Raw genomic sequence first — 16,500 nt, 5'->3', positions numbered from 1 at the left:
CAAGGGCGCCTATGCCGAACTGCACGGCGCCTACCGCTGGTTCTACGGCACCTGGCTGCCTGAGAGCGGCCGCGAGCCCGGCGATGCCGCCTGCTACGAGGACTACCTGACCAACCCGCGCGAGGTGCCGGCGGCGGAGAACATCACCGAGATCCATCTGCCCCTGAAGCCGACAGCCTGAAGGCCTGCGGCGGAGGAACAGCGTTGATTGTCGCAGCCGCAACGCGGCATGCTACGGGCGACACCCTCCGCCGACGACCTCGGCGGAACCGGCAAACCACCGAGAAGCGACGTGACAATGGACGTCTCCATTCTCTTGGCACGGCTCATCGGCCCGCTGTATCTGGCGGCGGGGATCGGCCTGCTGCTGAACCAGGGCTACTACCGGGACATGCTGCGAAACCTGCGGCCCGGCGGCATGCTGTACTACATCTCAGGCGCCATCGCCTTGACGTTCGGTGTCGCGGTCCTGCAGTTCCACAATCTCTGGGTCGCCGACTGGCGGGTCGTCTTGACCCTCTTCGGCTGGCTGGGGCTGATCAAGGGCATCGTCCTGCTGGTGTTCCCGCAGGCGGGCGCTCGCCTGTCCGCGCAGTTTGCCAAGAGCTCCCTGCTGCTCGCCAGCGCGGTCTTCGCCACCTTGCTCGGCCTCTGGCTTTGCTACCTGGGTTACGTGGCTTAGGGGCTATGAGGCTTAGGGGCTACGTGGTTTGGGACCGACGCCGCCATTCCATGGTGAGGACGAAGGCCAGCAGCAGCGCGGCGGCGGCCACCGCACGGCCGGCGCGCGGACTGCCCGTCAACGTGACCGCGCGGATGCGCTTGTCGGCGATCACCTTGCCAACCGTTTCGACGCCGACGATCAGATTCCTCAACAACGGCGCCCCGTCGGCCGCTTCGGCGACGACCTCCTCGATCGCCTCCGCACAGCCCTGCACGTTCTCGGCATGCTTGACGATCGCGGTGTTGCCGGCAAGCGACGCCGGCACGAAGAAGCGCATCACCTGCCAGAACGGGAAATTCCACGGCATGACGGCAAGCACCGCCCCTAAGGGCTCGAACTGGACACTGCTCGCCCGCGCTTCGGTCGATACGATCTGCGGCGCGAGGTAGCCTGGCCCGTGCTCGGCGTAGTGCCGCGCCGTGGTCGCGCATTTCCGCACCTCGGCGACGGATTCGCTGAGCGCCTTTCCCATCTCGGTCGAGATGAGCCTGCCGTACCTTTCGGCCCGTTCGTCGAGCAGCCCGGCGAGGTTCGTCAGGAACGCCGTGCGCGTCGCCATTTTGGTGTCGCGCCACGCTTGCCAGCCGGACCAGACCGCCTCGAGGCGGCGCTCCACCTCGTCGCCGCCATGCAGAACATGGCTCTCGATGGTCTTGCCGGTCGCCGGGTTGATCGAAACGAACATCAGACTTCGGTGCCTGCCGCGAACCGGCTCATCTCAGCGAAATGCAATCGACCCATCCTCGCGCTGCCAGGTTTCGGACTTGCGGTCGACCCGCGGAATATCCTTAAGACCCTCCTCGTCGAGCTCGACGCCGAGGCCGGGCGCCTCGGGCGGCTCGAAGAAGCCGTTGACGATCGGGATGATTTTCTTGACCGCCTTCGTGAACGGCGGCCGGTCCTGCGGCCGGTGCTCCTGCACCTCCCAGTTCGGCACGCAGACGCCGAGCTGGACGTGTGCGGCGACCGCGACCGGACCGTTCGGCACCGAATGCGGGATGATGCCCTGGTGATGCGCCTCGGCCAGCGCGCAGATCTTCTTCATGTGGGTGATGCCGCCGCATACCCCGACATCGGCGCGGAGGTGATGGATTCCGGCGGCCTCCACATATTCGCGCCACTCCCAAATCGTCGTCGTGCGCTCGCCCGCCGCCATCGGCACCAGCACCTTCTCGGCGACCTCGCCGAAGGCGAGCACGCTGTCCGGCACGATCGGGTCTTCGATGAAAAGCGGGCGGATGGCTTCGAGTTCGCGGATCAGCGCAATCGCCTCGCCGGGCACCATGTTGCGATGGAGCTCGATGCCGATGTCGATCTCCCAGCCGATCGCCTCGCGGATGGCATGGGCGCGCTCGACCAGATCCTTGAGACGCGCGCCATGGCGCATCAGGTGATGCTCCTTCTGAAAGAGCAGCACCTTGACTGCGCTGTAGCCTTCCGCGGCCGCCGCCTTGGCATCCCTGATGATCTCGTCGAGTGGCCCGTAGCCCAGCACGAACATCGCCCGCACGCGGTCGCGCACCTTGCCGCCGAGCAGCTGCCAGACCGGCGCCTCGAAATGCTTGCCGCGAATGTCCCACAGCGCCTGGTCGATCGCCGACAGGGCGCCGGTGATGCTCATGCCGCGCATCGAGCCGGCGCGGTAAAGCCGCAGCCAATGATACTCGACGCGCATCGGGTCTTCCCCGACGAGCGCCTTGCCGAAGTCGCGCGCCACCGCGGCCGCCGCTTCAGGGTGACCGAAAAAGGTCGACTCCCCGATGCCCTGCAGGCCGCTGTCCGTCGTGATGCGGACGAACATCCAGTTATGGGCGATGAATGTCTCGACGTTCTCGATGCGCACGGGCGTCCGTCCTTTTCTCAGGCTTCTTCCGGGTAGACGAAGCTCGGTTTGCGGCGGACGGCCGGCGCCCCTATGCCCTCAACGATGGTGCACACCGGATGGTCGGTCTCGAAGAAGGCGAAGGCGCCGTCGCCATTGGCGCCGAAGCCGGTCGCGCTCTGCAGGTGTCGGAAGCCGGCCGCCTCGAGCTCGGCCATCGCCTTCGGCTGGTCGGGCACGTAGATTCCGACGTGGTGCAGACCCTCGCCATGCTGTTCAAGGTGCTCGCTGAAAATGTTCTTGCCCGAGAGCGGCTGGATCAGTTCGAGGCTGACGCCGTCCTTGTTGGCGAGCGCATGGCGGAAGCTGAAATCCCCGGGCCCGTCGCGATAGCGCAGAGTCTTCAGCACATCCGGTGTCAGAGTGTAGCTCGTCCACGGGCCGACGCGGAGCAGGTCCCAGTAGGCGCGCACCGATGCATCGAGGTCGCGCACGACCAGGGCGATTTGCTTGATGCCATGCTGCTGGACCAGCGTCTGGATTGCGTCCGCCATCCCGCGTCTCCCTATGCGTATGCGTTCCGCCGGCCGATCATGGCTCAGGCGACCTTCGCGGCCTGCGCGATCCCGGCGTCGATGCTGTCCTGATAGGCCGACACCTTGCCGGAGAGGATTTCGTCCATGGTCACCGGACGGCCGGCGACGCCGCTTTCGTAGACCGCGAGCACCGCTGCCACCGCCGTCAGCCCGAGATGGCCGTCGACTTCCGGCCGGCCGCCATTGAGCACTGCATTGGCGAAGTCGTGGATCTCGATCGCGATCAGCGCCGCGTCGCTGTCGTTGAAATCGAGCGTATAGGCGACCTTGTCGTCGAAGAGACGCGACGTGAGTTCGTCGAGATGGAAGTCGGGAAGCTCGGCGAGCAGCTCGTCGCCGGAGATCGATCCGGACTCGCGATGCAGGATGACTTTGTCGCCCGTGCGGTCACGCGGCGCCTCCAGCGAGCCCTTGCGGCCGTGAACCGTACGCTGCACCCAGCGACGCCCGGGACCCGAAGGGATATAGGTGATCTCGGCCAGAACGCCGGACTTCATCTTGTAGGTCGCGATCATCGAGTCCTCGCCGGTCGCCTCGACCGACTCGGGCATCTCGCGGAGCCGCGCCCAGTAGGACGGCAGGTCCTTCTCCGGCACTTCCCGGCGATAGCGCGTCGGCTCCGCGATCAGGCCGGTGCCGTGCACGCTTTCGATCTCACCGAGATAGAACTGCATGATGTCAGTGAGGTGGCAGCCCATGTCGAGGCCGATGCTGCCCTTGTCCTTCATGTGGCGCCAGGGTGTGATGATGATGCGATCGCTGCCGCCGACCAGGAACTGGTGCATTAGGTGGACGTGGCCAAGCAGGCCGGCATCGATGATGGCCCGCGCCAGGCGGCTTGGCGGATCGCGCCGGTAGTTCTCTGCCGTCGCAAGCACCGCCCCGCTGCGCTTCGCTGCATCGATCAGCAGCCGGCATGATTTCACCGTGAGCGCAAGCGGCTTCTCGCAAAGCACATGCTTGCCGGCTGCCAGGATCGGCATCGCCACGGCAATATGAGTCCACGCTTCGGTAACGATGTCGAACGCCTCGATCGCCGGATCAGCCAGCGCCGCGTCGATCGACGTGTGAATGGTCGGACGTCTGCCGAGCAGCCGCTCGGCATCGTCTGCGGCGCGCTTGGCGTTATCCTCGCGGATATCGCAGACGGCGACCAGCTCGACATTTGAAAGACCGCTGCGCTCCAGCGCAACGAAACCCGCAACGTGGCGATTGCCCATGCCACCGCAGCCGACGAGACAGACCGGAAGCTTTGCCATGACGCTACGACCGCCCCATGCGAAGCAACCGTGAGGTTATTTGAAAAACCCGGAAGCCAGTTTCCGCATGAAGGGCATCGCCGACGGTAAGCGGAGATACGCCTACCAAACTGGCGTCTGCCAATGAGGCCGACTGACAGATTTCCCTAGCCGAATGCATGAACGCCTGCTCCCCCAGTATTTTTTTATCGTTCAACATACCGAACGGCGTCTCGTTAAATGAACGATAGTTACGGCTTGGCGCGCTGTCAACGACGCTCGCGAACCCAAATTCGGCCGTTCAGTATATGGAACGCTCTTCTGCCTATTGAACGGGACGTCAGCTTCGGTTAGCCTTCCTTCGGTCGATCAGGCGTCGTGGTGCTTCTTCGCGTCGTCAGATCGTCGGTCGCATGGGAGAGATGCGGCCACAGGAATCGAAACGAAAATGCCGACGAACGTCGGCCTTCCAATCCGGCCCGAGCCGGTGCTGAAGAAAAGATGACGCCGCCGCACAAGCGCCGAGGGTGCTTTGCAAAACGGTGTTGGGGAGGAATTGTGGTGGCACTGGCGCACTCGACGCGGTTTGCCCCATGTGCGGCGCTGTCCGACTTCGGCCAGACCGATCGCGCAAGCGGCATAGTCGCGATTTCGCCTTGCAGCAAGGCGGCCGGAGCATTCGTTGCAGTGCACATGCGGCGCACGGCTCCTCCGTCGGAACCGACGCAGCCTGGCGCTCCCGTCAGATCTCAAATCGACCGGAGCGCCCGTTGACCGCCGACGCCCTTACCGTGCGCGATCTTCGCGTCCATTACCATACCCCGGTCGGCCCGATTAAGGCCGTCGATGGCGTCAGCTTCACGGTGCACGAGAGCGAGCGCTTCGGCCTTGTCGGCGAGTCCGGCAGCGGCAAAACCACCGCCGCTTTCGCCATCCTGCAACTGACCAAGCCGCCAGCGCGGATCGAAAGCGGCTCCGTCATGCTCGACGGCACTGACCTCGTCCGGCTTTCCGAGGACGAACTGCGCAGCAAGCGTTTCTCCGAGATTGCGCTCATCCCGCAGGGCGCCATGAACTCGCTCAATCCGGTCATTCGCATCAACGAGCAGATGGCCGACGTCATTCGCGCGCACGACAAGAGCACCTCGAAGGCCGAAGCGCGTCGCCGCGTCGGCGACGCACTCGAGCGCGTCGGGCTCAAGCGCGAAGTTGCCGACAAGTTTCCGCACGAACTCAGCGGCGGCATGAAGCAGCGCGTCTGCATAGCCATGGCGATCACGCTGAAGCCGAAGATCATCGTCGCCGATGAGCCGACCAGCGCCCTCGACGTCGTCACCCAGCGCCAGGTCATGGAGACGCTGGCCTCCGTTCAGAAGATGCTCGGCGCCTCTCTGATCCTGGTCGGCCACGACATGGGCCTGATGGCTCAGTTCGTCGACCGGATCGGTGTCATGTATGCCGGCCGCCTCGTCGAGGTCGCGCCGGTAGCGGACCTCTTTCAGGAACCGCTGCACCCGTATTCGCGCCTTCTTATTTCGAGCCTGCCGTCTCTCGAGACGAAGGGGAATTTCAAGGGCATTCCGGGCATCGCGCCGTCGCTTCGGCGGCTGCCCCCCGGCTGTCCATTCAATCCTCGCTGCCCGAGCGCCATGCCCCAATGCACCACCATCGAACCGACGCTGGTGGAAGTGCGGCCGGGGCGCTGGGTGTCTTGCCACCTTTACTGAGGATACCGATGGCTGCGCTTCTGGAAGCCCGGAATATATCCAAGGAATACCGAAAGGGCGTTTGGAACAGCGCCACGAATGTCGCGCTGGAAGGCATGTCGCTGACCATCAACGACGACGAGCCGTCGATTACGGTGGTCGCCGGCGAGAGCGGCAGCGGCAAGAGCATGCTCGGACGGGCGATCATGGGCCTTTTGCCGGGTGGCGGAAAAGTGACCCGTGGACGCATTCTGTTCCAGCAGCATGAAGTGACGGCTCCGAAATCTCAGGAAGAGCTGCGGCTGATGCGCGGCAGGCAGGTCGGGCTGATTTTTCAGGAGCCCCTTTCCTCGCTCAATCCGAGCATGCGGATCGGTGAGCAGATGTATGAGGCGATGCGGGAGCATACGGACCTGTCCGAGGCGCAGATCCGTGAACGCGCGCTGGAGATGCTGCGGCAGGTGAAGCTGCGAAACCCGGAAGCGCTTCTGAAGCGCTACCCGCATGAGTTCTCCGGCGGAATGCGGCAGCGGATCATGATCGCCTCGGTGATGATGCTGAAACCGGCGCTGCTGATCGCCGATGAGCCGACCACCGCGCTTGATGCCGTCGTGCAGAAGGAGGTTCTCGACATCATGGCCGAGGTCGCCCGTGCAAATGGCACGGCAGTCATACTGATCTCGCATGATCTGGCGGTTGTGGCCGCCTATGCGGCCCGGATCGCGGTCATGGAAAAGGGCATCCTCGTTGAGGCCGGCACCACGCAATCGGTGCTTGCACGCCCCGAGCACGACTATACGTGCAAACTTCTTGCAGCCACGCAGCTTGGGGAGCCCAGCCCGGTCAAGGGTGAGGAAGGCCCACCCCTGCTTGCCGTCGAAGATTTGCGGGTGGAGTTCAGGGAAAAGCGCTTCTTCGGCCTGCTGGCCGACACCACAACCCATGCGGTCCGTGATGTCTCCTTGACGGTGCAACCCGGCGAGTTTGTGGGGCTCGTGGGCGAGAGCGGCAGCGGGAAAAGCACCATAGGACGCGCCGTCGGCAAGCTGGTCTCCAAAGCCGCCGGCCGGATCGTCTTCGACGGTCAGGATCTCGATAGCTGCTCGCCTGCGCTGGAACGCCGGCTTCGCCGCCGCATCCGTTTCGTATTTCAGGATCCCTATTCCTCGCTCAATCCGCGCATGCGGATCGGGCGCATCGTCCGCGAGGGGCTGCGGCAGGACAAAACCATGTCCGAAACGGCCAAACAGGCAAAAGCCGAAGAGATGCTGGAGGCGGTGGGGCTGCCACGCGAAATGGCGCAGCGCTTTCCACACGCCCTGTCCGGCGGCCAGCGTCAGCGTGTGGCCATCGCCCGCGCCCTTATCAGCAAGCCTGACCTCGTCATCGCAGACGAACCCGTCTCGGCGCTCGACGTCACGATCCAGGCTCAGATACTGGCGCTCTTCAAACAACTCCAGAGCGAGTTCGGCTTCGCCTGCCTTTTTATCAGCCACGACCTGCACATCGTCGAGCAGCTTTGTGCCCGCCTCTATGTTCTGAATAAAGGGCGTATCATGGAGCAGGCCGAAACCGCCGCACTCTTCGATGTCCCACGCCATCCTTACACGCGGCAATTGCTGTCGGCTTCACCGCGGCTGGAACGCGTGCAGGAAGGTGTGCGGCTCGCGTCGGGCAACGGCGTTTGCGATGCCACGATGGAGAACCTTCCCTATTACGATGCCACTGGCGCCGAGGCTCCCTATCATCTTACGGAGGCAGCGCCCGGCCACTATGTCGCGCTGCACGGCGCGACTGCGCAAAAGGAATGGAAATGAACAGAAAGGTGGAGCGGCCCTACGTGCCGCCTCTTTATCGAGCAGGTGAAGCGGAGACACGAAATCTTGTGCGCGCGTATCCGCTTGCGACGATCATAACCGCTCGCCGTGAGACCATGGAAGCAACACAAACCCCTCTTTTCTTCGAAAGCGATGCGCCCGATTGCAGCACTGTCATCGGCCACATCGCGCGGATCAATCCGCAAGCTGAAGACGTCATGAAACCGGGGCCGATCCTTGCGGTGTTCAACGGCCCGTCGGCTTATGTCTCGCCAAGCTGGTATGTGGAAGACGAGGACGTACCGACCTGGATCTATCAGGCAGTGCATCTGCGCGGAGAGTTAGAACCGGTCGGTGCCGCGGACATGCGCGTTTTGATGGAAGACATCGTTCGCCTGTCCGAGCGCCGCATCGGCGGCGCATGGCAACTCGATAGGATTTCAGAGGCGGACATTGCCCGCATGATGCCAAGAATAGTAGGCTTCCGCATTCACATCATAGCTCTGATCGGTATCTCGAAAATGGAGCAAACCCGGTCCAGCGAGAGCCGCGATGGCGTTGCCGAAGCACTGCAACGCGGCGGGGAAGTCGGGCGCGATGTTCTGACCGGGCTGCTACGCAAAGCTGTCTGAAATCCGGCCATTCAGATCATCACTGTGCACCCAGCGTGATAACTTTTCGGTGCCCTTAGCTTGGCTACTCAAGCAAGAATCAGTCAGGAAGTCCGGGAGCCGGAAGCGGACCAACCGCTTTGAACTAAACAAACGGCCATAACGGCCGGTCGCCCAGCTGTAGCCGAATGACAACTTACGACCCTTTGTCGGCCATTCATTGGCTTGATTGAGCGACCATAAACCGGACATTCTGCACCAAAAAAGTGTCACGGGTTCTGGAAATTGCAAATCTGCACTTCCCTGCAATCCAGCAGACATGCATACGATTGGTATGCGAGAACTTTCCAAATCCAGAGCCGCCCGCGCCCGACGGCGCCGGAAAGCATCGGCCCGGTCGCCTGGGGCGAGATCTATGGTACTTGGGGCGAGACGGACGGCGACGGCAATGCGGCAAAGCTCGACCGCGCGTCCGGCGGTTTTCTGACGGGCATCGACGGCGCGATCACCCAAAACATCCGGCTGGGGCTTGTCGCCGGCTACGGGCATAGCGCCTTCGATGTCGACGAACGGGCCGCTTCTGGCTCGAGCGACAATGTCCACCTTGGCCTTTACGGCGGCGGTCGGTGGGATGCGCTGCGTCTGTCTGGCGGGCTCGCCTATACTTGGCATGCCATCGAGACGAATCGCGCGGCCGCTTTTTCCGGTTTCGCCGACAACCTGTCGGCCGACTATACCGCAGCTACCTTCCAGGCTTTCGGTGAGGCAGGTTACCGCATCGAAACCGCTGCCACGACCGTCGAACCCTTCGCCGGCCTTGCGCATGTAAGCCTGCGCACGAACGCTTTTGCCGAGGAAGGCGGCGCGGCCGCGCTGTTGGCGGCCGACCGGACCACGGCCACCACCTTTGCGACGCTCGGCGTTCACGCCTCGAGGGATTTTGACCTCCGCGGCATGAGTGCTACGGCGCATAGCACGCTCGTTTGGCGCCAGGCCTTCGGCGACACGGTACCGCTATCCACGCACGCCTTTGCTGGTGGCGACACCTTCACGATCGCCGGCGTGCCGATCGCCAAGGATGCCGCCATCATCGAAGCCGGGCTCGAACTCGACATGACGGACAACGCCACGCTCGGCGTTTCCTATTCCGGGCAGATCGCACGCGATGCCCAGGATCACGGGTTCGGCGCCAATCTGGCCGTGCGGTTTTGACGATCTGTGCAGCATCCATGACCGCTTCGATGGATAAGCTCCCTCTCGCCTGTGTCCATCTTCCGGTGTGCTTCAGTAAGTGAATAGCCCCTAGATTCGTAGACGCCTTCTTTCCTAATTTTGAGGCAAGGAGGCCATGATGGGCAAAGCCAATTTCAGCGATGAGTTCAAACGGGACGCGGTGGCGCAGACCACCGAGCGAGGCCATCCGGTCGCGGAGGTCTCGAAGCGACTGGGCGTCAGTCCGCATTCGCTCTACGCATGGAAGAAGAAGTTCTCACAGCCACCAGGCGGTGATGACATGGACGCCGAGATCAGACGGTTGAAGCGCGAACTGGCAAGGGTCACCGAGGAGCGCGACATCCTAAAAAAGCCACCGCGTATTTCGCCAAGGATGCAAAGTGAGATACGCGTTCGTTGCCGAGCATCGTCAACTGTTCTCGGTGCGGACGATGTGTCGTTGCCTGCGCATCCATCCAAGCGGCTTCTACGCCTGGCTGAAGAACCCGCTGAGCAAGCGGGCGAAGGAAGACGTCCGCCAGACCGAACTGATCAAGAAGGCCTGGAAGGAAAGCGGCAAGATGTATGGCTATCGCAAGCTTCACGATGATCTGCTGGACCAGGGTGAGACGTGTTGCCCGAACCGCGTTGCACGTCTCGCCGGTTTGACAGGCATCAAGGCTCAGATCGGCTGCAAGCGCCGGCCGGGAAGCTATGGCGGCAAGCCGTCACTGGTCGTCGACAATACATTGGACCGGCAGTTCGACGTGGACGCGCCGGATCGGATCTGGGGCACGGACATTACCTATATCCGGACGCTGGAAGGCTTTGCCTATCTGGCGGTCGTGATCGACCTCTACTCCCGCCGCGTCGTCGGCTGGTCGATACAGAGCCGGCAGACGACGGACGTGGTCCTGCAGGCCCTGCACATGGAGGTGTGGAGACGGAAGCCGAAGCACAAGGTACTGATCCACTCGGATAGTCATACGATTGGTGCCAGTTCTCGGGTGGTTTGACTCAAACACCGATCGACCATTCGCTGGGTTGGTGCCGCATGGCTTTCCGGTGTGATCTGCCTCTCACTCCGATCGACCTGACACGTGTCTTTCCCTGGACCTGTCGATCATCCGGGAACGCCCTGCGGCGAGCTTGTCTCAAAGGTGCGCCGTGACCCAAGAAGGGCCTGACCATCCGGTCTCGTGACTGTCCTGTCCCTGCATTCTTCTGAGCGATGCTCGTTCACGTGCCGCAGGAAAGGATCATAGGATGGCCGAACACTCAGAAGCATCTCACGTCGTCGTCGGCGTCGATACCCACAAGGACTTGCACGTGGCTGCGGTCGTAGATCACCAGGACCGCGTCGAAGCCAGGCAGGATGTGTTCGACTACATCGAGATGTTCTACAACCCGAAACGCAAGCATGTCAGGAACGGGATGCTGTCACCCGTCGACTTCGAACGGCAGCAGGAAATGAGGGCCGAGGTCGTCTAGAATACTAGGGCTATTCAGTCTGCTTTCGGATAGGACATGCAACGATCAGTCGTTTCGTTTATTCCGTGATCAATTTTAGGATTTGGCACAAGTTCGACCGTCAGATGAGGGGTCCTTACCTCCGCCGGTTGATCAAACCGCGCCTTATGGCGTAACAAACGGTCGAGGCTCTATCCCAACTGGAGGAAATTACTCGTTGCAGGTCAGTTGAGAGCGGCGGTGTAGGATTCGACCACGGTCGGCGGACAGGGGGGACGATGCGGGGGAAATCCAACGCCTATGCACTCGGTGTGCTGACTGCAGTGTTTGCAGTTAATCAGCTTGACCGCAACATCCTGGCCATCACGCTCGATCAGATCGGCACAGAATTTGCGCTGACGGACACGCAACTCGGCCTGCTGTCCGGTCCTGTATTCGTCGTCGTCTACGTCCTGTTCGGATTTCCGGTCGCCGCACTGGCTGCGCGCGGAAACCGTCGCAACATTGTATCCGCCGCCACCGCCATTTGGAGTTCGCTCACGATTGCGATGGCCCTTGCACAGAATTTCGCGCAACTGGCGATGGCCCGTCTCGGCGTCGGGATCGGCGAGGCGGGCGCCGTGTCCCCTGCCCATTCGATGATTTCCGACCTCTATCCGCCCGAAAGGCGGACGTCAGCGATGGCGACCTTCGCGGCTGGCGCCAATATCGGCGTGTTGCTCGCCTTTCTGGTCGGCGGCATCGCGGGTCAGGCGTTCGGCTGGCGATGGGCCTTCGTGATCGCCGGCCTGCCGGGATTGCTGCTGGCGCTCCTGCTGCGTTTCACGGTGGCGGAACCGCAGCGGACAGACAAAACCACGGCGGTCAGGCGCGGATCGCTTTTCCTCATCACATGGCGAACCATCCGGAACGATCGGGGACTGTTCCACGCCCTGTGCGGACTGGCCGTCACCGGCATCGTCACCTTCGGCGCACTCGCCTGGAACGCCGCCTTCATCATGCGCGCACACGGGCTGAGCCAGTCGCAGACCGGCATCTATCTGGCGCTCGGCGTCGGCGTCCTCGGCGGACTCGGCACATGGGCCGGCGGCGCGATCGCCGACCGGCTAGGCGCGGACAATCCGAGCTGGCGCCTCGGCGTCGTCATCGCGGCGATCCTGATCGCCAAGCCCTTCTCCATCGGTTTCCTCCTGTTTCCGTCGGCCGGGCCGGCGCTCGCCTGTCTGGCGGTGTCGGGCAGCCTCGCCGCCGTGTTCTGGGGGCCGACCTATGCTTTCCTCCATGCGCGCGTCGAGCCGCATATGCGTCCCATGGCGACGGCGATTTACATGTGCGCCTTCAATATCGTGGGCGTCGGCGTCGGGCCGACCGTCATCGGCCTGGCCAGCGACATGCTGTTTGCCGGCCAGGGCGCTCGCTCGCTGGCCTACGCCATCCTCCTCGTCCAGATTGCTGGCGTCTGGGGCGCTTGGCACTACTGGCGGGCAATGCGTACTATTGCGCAGGTTCCGGAGCCTGCGCCGCAGCCTGCCTGACCGCGCTGGCGATCTCCTCGCGCAGCCAACGGTGGCCGGGATCGTTGGTGCGGCTGGTTTTCCAGGTCATGTAGATCTGTTCCTCGGGATAGGCGAAGGGCAGATCGTACAGCGCCAGCGGATGGTTGCGCGAAATCACTTTCGCGAATGCCGTCGGCAGGATCGCTACCAGATCCGTCGTCATCAGGATGTGCGGGAAGGACCAGAACTTGGTCACCGAATAGGCCACGTGCCGCTGGATATCGAGCCTGCGCAGCACTTCCAGCATCCGCGACAGCGCCTGCACGCGCGGCACCAGCGCGACATGCCCGAGCGTCTGGAAGTGATCGAGCGAAAACTCTCCACTGATCGCCGGGTGGTCGTTACGCGCGACCACCGACAGGTGAACCGGGGCCAGGGCTTCGCAATGCGTGTCCCGGCTTTCCGCCAGAAAATTGGCGATCACCAGATCGAGAGAACCGTCGTTCAGCCGGTCGCTCATCGGCGTGTCCACGACTGCCAGATTTTCGATTGTTACCGACCTGTAGGCCTGTATCTGGCGAATCACGTGCGGCATGACGATGGGCTCCATCGCGTCCAGCACCACCACGCGGAAATGACGGGTCGACGTTGCAGGATCGAAGTGAACGTCCGGGGCGACCCCGCTCTCGATCATCTGCAGCGCCTCGCGCACCGGCCCGATCATCTGTATCGCCCGCGGGGTCGGGTGCACGCCGCGTCCCGCACGCACGAAGAGCGGATCGTCCAGACCGTCGCGGAGGCGTCGCAATGCGTTCGAAATCGTCGGCTGGCTCATTCCCAGCCGCCGGGCTGCCTGGGAAATATTGCCGGCCGAATAGACCGCCTCGAAGACCACCAGCAAGTTGAGATCCAGATTTTTCAGCCCGGACATTCGATCACCCGCACCAAATTATTCCCAGTATGAATATATTGCATTCGGATTATTTGGCTATCGATGATTTCCAAGTTTGTAAAGGATTGCGCGCAGCGTCACGCGCCTTGCCGAAGCTCGGATAGCGGCGGTCTGGTGCTGGACGGCCGGAGCGGGAGCATGGGCAAGTAGGAATATGAAAAATCGCGAGATTGTGAAACCGGGCGGCACGAAGCCGTTTTCCGGAGCGTTAGAGTTTCTTGCCCCCGCAATGCGTGCACCCCTGGCCGCATCGCGCCTGCTGGCGCTGACTGCCCTCGGCCTGGGCGCAATGGTGGGGGGCGCGCAAGCCGGCTGGAGCGATCCCTCCGTCAGCCTGTCCTTCCAGTCCGACGGCGCCTGCATCGCAGGCCCTTATGCCAACAATACTGGGACACAGGTACGAATCCAGTGGACGGCCTATAACAATGATGCCAATCCCGGCCGTACGCTACAGCTCATTGTGTGGGACGATTCAGACACTTCGGCGGGGTTTGCCGCCTCCGCGACAAACGTGCCGACCGGGCAGTTGCCACAGCAGACCAACACCTCTTCCGTACATGTGAGCTATCTGGCGAACGGCACCGATATGTATTTTGGTCTCTACGACAGCTGGGATACGGGTAGCATCTGGTCCACGAGCCAGGCACCCTACAATGGGTCGAACGTATCGGCCCCGGGAAACGGAGTGTCCGGCTATAAGATGATCGACATGACGACCGACCCGGACTGCACCGGCGCGCCCGAGATCGCGGTCTCCGGCAACGGCACCGACATCGCCGACGGGGACGCTTCGCCGGACGCTGCCGATCACACAGACTTCGGCGCGAGCGATGTCGGCGGCGGCACTGTCAGCCGCACCTTCACCATCGCCAATTCGGGGACCGACACGCTGACGCTGGGCAGCAATGCGGCCAGCCTCTCGGGGGCCCATGCCGCCGACTTCGCCATCACCGCGCAGCCGGCGGCGAGTGTCGCGTCCGGCGGCACCACGAGCGTGACGGTCCAGTTCGATCCTTCGGCGCTGGGGACGCGGGGCGCCACCCTGTCGATCGCCAACGATGACGCCGACGAGGCGCCGTTCGACTTCGCCATCCAGGGCACGGGCACCGGTGCGCCCGAGATCGCGGTCTCCGGCAACGGCACCGACATCGCCGATGGGGACGGTTCGCCGGACGCTGCCGACCACACAGACTTCGGCGCGAGCGATGTCGGCGGCGGCACTGTCAGCCGCACCTTCACCATCGCCAATTCGGGGACCGACACGCTGACGCTGGGCAGCAATGCGGCCAGCCTCTCGGGGGCCCATGCCGCCGACTTCGCCATCACCGCGCAGCCGGCGGCGAGTGTCGCGTCCGGCGGCACCACGAGCGTGACGGTCCAGTTCGATCCTTCGGCGCTGGGGACGCGGGGCGCCACCCTGTCGATCGCCAACGATGACGCCGACGAGGCGCCGTTCGACTTCGCCCTTTCTGGCGATGGCGTTGCCAGTGCCGAAATCACAATCGTGCAGAACATCACCGGCACTGATACTACGGTTGGTTTTACCTCTCCGACCGGGCCTCTCAATTTTTCGCTGTCAACGGTTTCCGGTACGGCCCAGCGCACGGTCACGGGTGTTCCCCCCGGAACCCACGCCATTGCCGCGCAGGATATGACTGCAGCCGGATATGGCTTGGTGTCGGTCAGTTGTGATGACGGCAATTCGTCCGGTGATATCGAGATCCGCACCGCAACAGTGATGCTCGCCGCCGGGGAGAGCGTTATCTGCAGATTTGAATTGATCGAAACGCGTAGTGTCACCAGTCAGATGATCGCCGATTATCTCGGAGCCAGAAACGCCATGATCCTCAACAACCAGCCCGATGTGGGGCGCCGCCTGGACCGGCTGAGCGGCGGTACACCGGGCGACGGATCGGCGGGCCTGGAAATGTTCGGTCTATTACCCTGGTTTCCTTCGCCCCTCAGCATGCGGATGAGCGACCAACGGTTTGCCTATAGCGCCAGCGCCCGGGAGATGCGTTCCTTCTTCGACAAGCGCTCCGACCAGGGCATCAACATTCCTGATATCGGCAAATGGGACATCTGGTCGCAGGGCAGCTTTGCCCTGTTCAGCGACAATACAAGCCAGAACGGCAATTTCGGCATTGTCCATGCCGGTATCGATTACCTTGCAACGCCCGATGCGCTCATCGGCGTCAAGCTGGAAGTCGACTGGATGGACCAGTATTTTGCCGCGACATCCGGCATGGTGAGCGGCGTCGGCTGGATGGTCGGTCCCTATGGCACCTTCCGGCTGGACGACAATTTCTATATCGACCTCGGCGCATCATGGGGCCGGTCGCGCAACACGATTTCACCCTTCGGGACCTATACCGACCACTTCGACACGACACGCTGGATGGCGTATGGCGCGCTGATCGGCGAGTTCAAGATCGACAGCCTGACGGTCAGTCCGAAACTTGCTGTCGAATATATCTCGGAACACCAGCACGCCTACACTGATAGTCTCTCCGTGGCGATACCTGCACAGACCATTGCCCAGGGTCGGGTCGATTTCACACCGCGCCTTGCCTATGCGTTTGATTTCGAAGATGGCAACGTCGTGTCACCCTGGGTCGAAGCGGGTCTCGTCTTTGCTTTCGGTGACGAGGGCGCCTTTTCAGCCGGCTCATACGCCGCCAATTCGCGCGGATTGTCGGGCAATCTCAAGGCGGGCCTCGGCTGGCGCGTGCCAAGCGGCGCCCAGTTGGACCTTTCGGCGCAATACGACGGAATTGGCTCGACCAATGACAGTTACGGCTGGCGCGTCGGCTTCTCAGTGCCTCTAAACTGACACCAGGAAGCCCACGCCTGGGT

13 protein-coding genes and 2 pseudogenes are annotated in these 16,500 nt (G+C 62.8%); 10 read left to right on the top strand and 5 right to left on the bottom strand.

Going from position 1 to position 16,500, the window contains the following annotated elements; all coding sequences use genetic code 11:
- Positions 1 to 181: GyrI-like domain-containing protein (locus QZ638_RS00600; RefSeq protein ID WP_295805741.1), on the top strand; the 181-nt coding region annotated here is incomplete at its 5' end.
- Between the two features lie 117 nt (positions 182 to 298).
- Positions 299 to 682 carry a hypothetical protein gene (locus QZ638_RS00595; RefSeq protein ID WP_295805739.1) on the top strand — a complete coding sequence of 128 codons (384 nt, stop codon included), beginning with the start codon at positions 299 to 301 and terminating at the stop codon, positions 680 to 682.
- 19 nt (positions 683 to 701) lie between these two features.
- On the opposite strand, the gene QZ638_RS00590 is transcribed toward QZ638_RS00595, so the two are convergent.
- From QZ638_RS00590 to QZ638_RS00575, 4 genes are read right to left on the bottom strand one after another with little or no spacing between them, the layout of a single operon-like run.
- Positions 702 to 1,409 (bottom strand): aldehyde dehydrogenase family protein, encoded by a 708-nt coding sequence (locus QZ638_RS00590; RefSeq protein ID WP_295805737.1) that lies wholly within the window; start codon positions 1,407 to 1,409, stop codon positions 702 to 704.
- Between the two features lie 33 nt (positions 1,410 to 1,442).
- The gene (locus QZ638_RS00585) at positions 1,443 to 2,567 is read right to left on the bottom strand and encodes a mandelate racemase/muconate lactonizing enzyme family protein (protein ID WP_295805736.1); all 1,125 of its coding nucleotides are present in this window, start codon (positions 2,565 to 2,567) and stop codon (positions 1,443 to 1,445) included.
- Positions 2,568 to 2,584: 17 nt separating this feature from the next.
- Positions 2,585 to 3,100, bottom strand: coding sequence for a VOC family protein (locus QZ638_RS00580; RefSeq protein WP_295805735.1), 516 nt, complete (start codon positions 3,098 to 3,100; stop codon positions 2,585 to 2,587).
- Between the two features lie 44 nt (positions 3,101 to 3,144).
- The gene (locus QZ638_RS00575; RefSeq protein ID WP_295805733.1) at positions 3,145 to 4,401 is read right to left on the bottom strand and encodes a Gfo/Idh/MocA family oxidoreductase; all 1,257 of its coding nucleotides are present in this window, start codon (positions 4,399 to 4,401) and stop codon (positions 3,145 to 3,147) included.
- Positions 4,402 to 5,150: 749 nt separating this feature from the next.
- On the opposite strand from QZ638_RS00575, the gene QZ638_RS00570 reads away from it, so the two are divergent.
- The 7 genes and pseudogenes from QZ638_RS00570 to QZ638_RS00540 all read left to right on the top strand — a co-directional run bounded on the left by QZ638_RS00570 (position 5,151) and on the right by QZ638_RS00540 (position 12,731).
- Positions 5,151 to 6,107, top strand: a complete 957-nt coding sequence (locus tag QZ638_RS00570) for an ABC transporter ATP-binding protein (protein WP_295805731.1) — start codon at positions 5,151 to 5,153, stop codon at positions 6,105 to 6,107.
- An 8-nt stretch (positions 6,108 to 6,115) separates the two neighbouring features.
- Entirely contained in the window at positions 6,116 to 7,903 is a 1,788-nt protein-coding gene (locus QZ638_RS00565) for an ABC transporter ATP-binding protein (RefSeq protein ID WP_295805730.1), read from the top strand.
- Entirely contained in the window at positions 7,900 to 8,535 is a 636-nt protein-coding gene (locus QZ638_RS00560; RefSeq protein ID WP_295805728.1) for an FMN-binding negative transcriptional regulator, read from the top strand. Before QZ638_RS00565 ends, QZ638_RS00560 begins: the two co-directional genes overlap by 4 nt.
- 264 nt (positions 8,536 to 8,799) lie before the next feature.
- The gene (locus tag QZ638_RS00555) at positions 8,800 to 9,726 is read left to right on the top strand and encodes an autotransporter domain-containing protein (protein ID WP_295805726.1); all 927 of its coding nucleotides are present in this window, start codon (positions 8,800 to 8,802) and stop codon (positions 9,724 to 9,726) included.
- A 139-nt stretch (positions 9,727 to 9,865) separates the two neighbouring features.
- Positions 9,866 to 10,706 (top strand): annotated as a pseudogene (locus tag QZ638_RS00550) (IS3 family transposase); the annotation flags it as partial.
- A 367-nt stretch (positions 10,707 to 11,073) separates the two neighbouring features.
- Positions 11,074 to 11,217 (top strand): annotated as a pseudogene (locus tag QZ638_RS00545) (IS3 family transposase); the annotation flags it as partial.
- Positions 11,218 to 11,474: 257 nt separating this feature from the next.
- A complete protein-coding gene (locus QZ638_RS00540) occupies positions 11,475 to 12,731 on the top strand; it encodes an MFS transporter (protein ID WP_295805724.1) in 1,257 nt (418 codons plus the stop codon).
- On the opposite strand, the gene QZ638_RS00535 is transcribed toward QZ638_RS00540, so the two are convergent.
- The gene (locus QZ638_RS00535) at positions 12,691 to 13,623 is read right to left on the bottom strand and encodes a LysR family transcriptional regulator (protein ID WP_295805721.1); all 933 of its coding nucleotides are present in this window, start codon (positions 13,621 to 13,623) and stop codon (positions 12,691 to 12,693) included. The two genes, QZ638_RS00540 and QZ638_RS00535, sit on opposite strands and share 41 nt — an antisense overlap.
- A 250-nt stretch (positions 13,624 to 13,873) precedes the next feature.
- Here QZ638_RS00535 and QZ638_RS00530 point away from each other — a divergent pair, with 250 nt between their 5' ends.
- The gene (locus QZ638_RS00530) at positions 13,874 to 16,477 is read left to right on the top strand and encodes a choice-of-anchor D domain-containing protein (protein WP_295805720.1); all 2,604 of its coding nucleotides are present in this window, start codon (positions 13,874 to 13,876) and stop codon (positions 16,475 to 16,477) included.
- Positions 16,478 to 16,500: the final 23 nt, after the last annotated feature.

It is taken from the genome of uncultured Nitratireductor sp., assembly GCF_913053745.1.
In the GTDB taxonomy this organism is placed as follows: Bacteria; Pseudomonadota; Alphaproteobacteria; order Rhizobiales; family Rhizobiaceae; genus Nitratireductor.
This window is presented reverse-complemented; position numbering and strand designations above follow the sequence as displayed.

Excerpts from the sequence above, each read along its gene's own strand:
- QZ638_RS00595 (WP_295805739.1), top strand. The coding sequence starts at position 299 with ATGGACGTCTCCATTCTCTTGGCACGGCTCATCGGCCCGCTGTATCTG.
- QZ638_RS00540 (WP_295805724.1), top strand. The coding sequence starts at position 11,475 with ATGCGGGGGAAATCCAACGCCTATGCACTCGGTGTGCTGACTGCAGTG.
- QZ638_RS00530 (WP_295805720.1), top strand. The coding sequence starts at position 13,874 with ATGCGTGCACCCCTGGCCGCATCGCGCCTGCTGGCGCTGACTGCCCTC.
- QZ638_RS00560 (WP_295805728.1), top strand. The coding sequence starts at position 7,900 with ATGAACAGAAAGGTGGAGCGGCCCTACGTGCCGCCTCTTTATCGAGCA.
- QZ638_RS00565 (WP_295805730.1), top strand. The coding sequence starts at position 6,116 with ATGGCTGCGCTTCTGGAAGCCCGGAATATATCCAAGGAATACCGAAAG.
- QZ638_RS00575 (WP_295805733.1), bottom strand. The coding sequence starts at position 4,401 with ATGGCAAAGCTTCCGGTCTGTCTCGTCGGCTGCGGTGGCATGGGCAAT.
- QZ638_RS00580 (WP_295805735.1), bottom strand. The coding sequence starts at position 3,100 with ATGGCGGACGCAATCCAGACGCTGGTCCAGCAGCATGGCATCAAGCAA.
- QZ638_RS00535 (WP_295805721.1), bottom strand. The coding sequence starts at position 13,623 with ATGTCCGGGCTGAAAAATCTGGATCTCAACTTGCTGGTGGTCTTCGAG.
- QZ638_RS00590 (WP_295805737.1), bottom strand. The coding sequence starts at position 1,409 with ATGTTCGTTTCGATCAACCCGGCGACCGGCAAGACCATCGAGAGCCAT.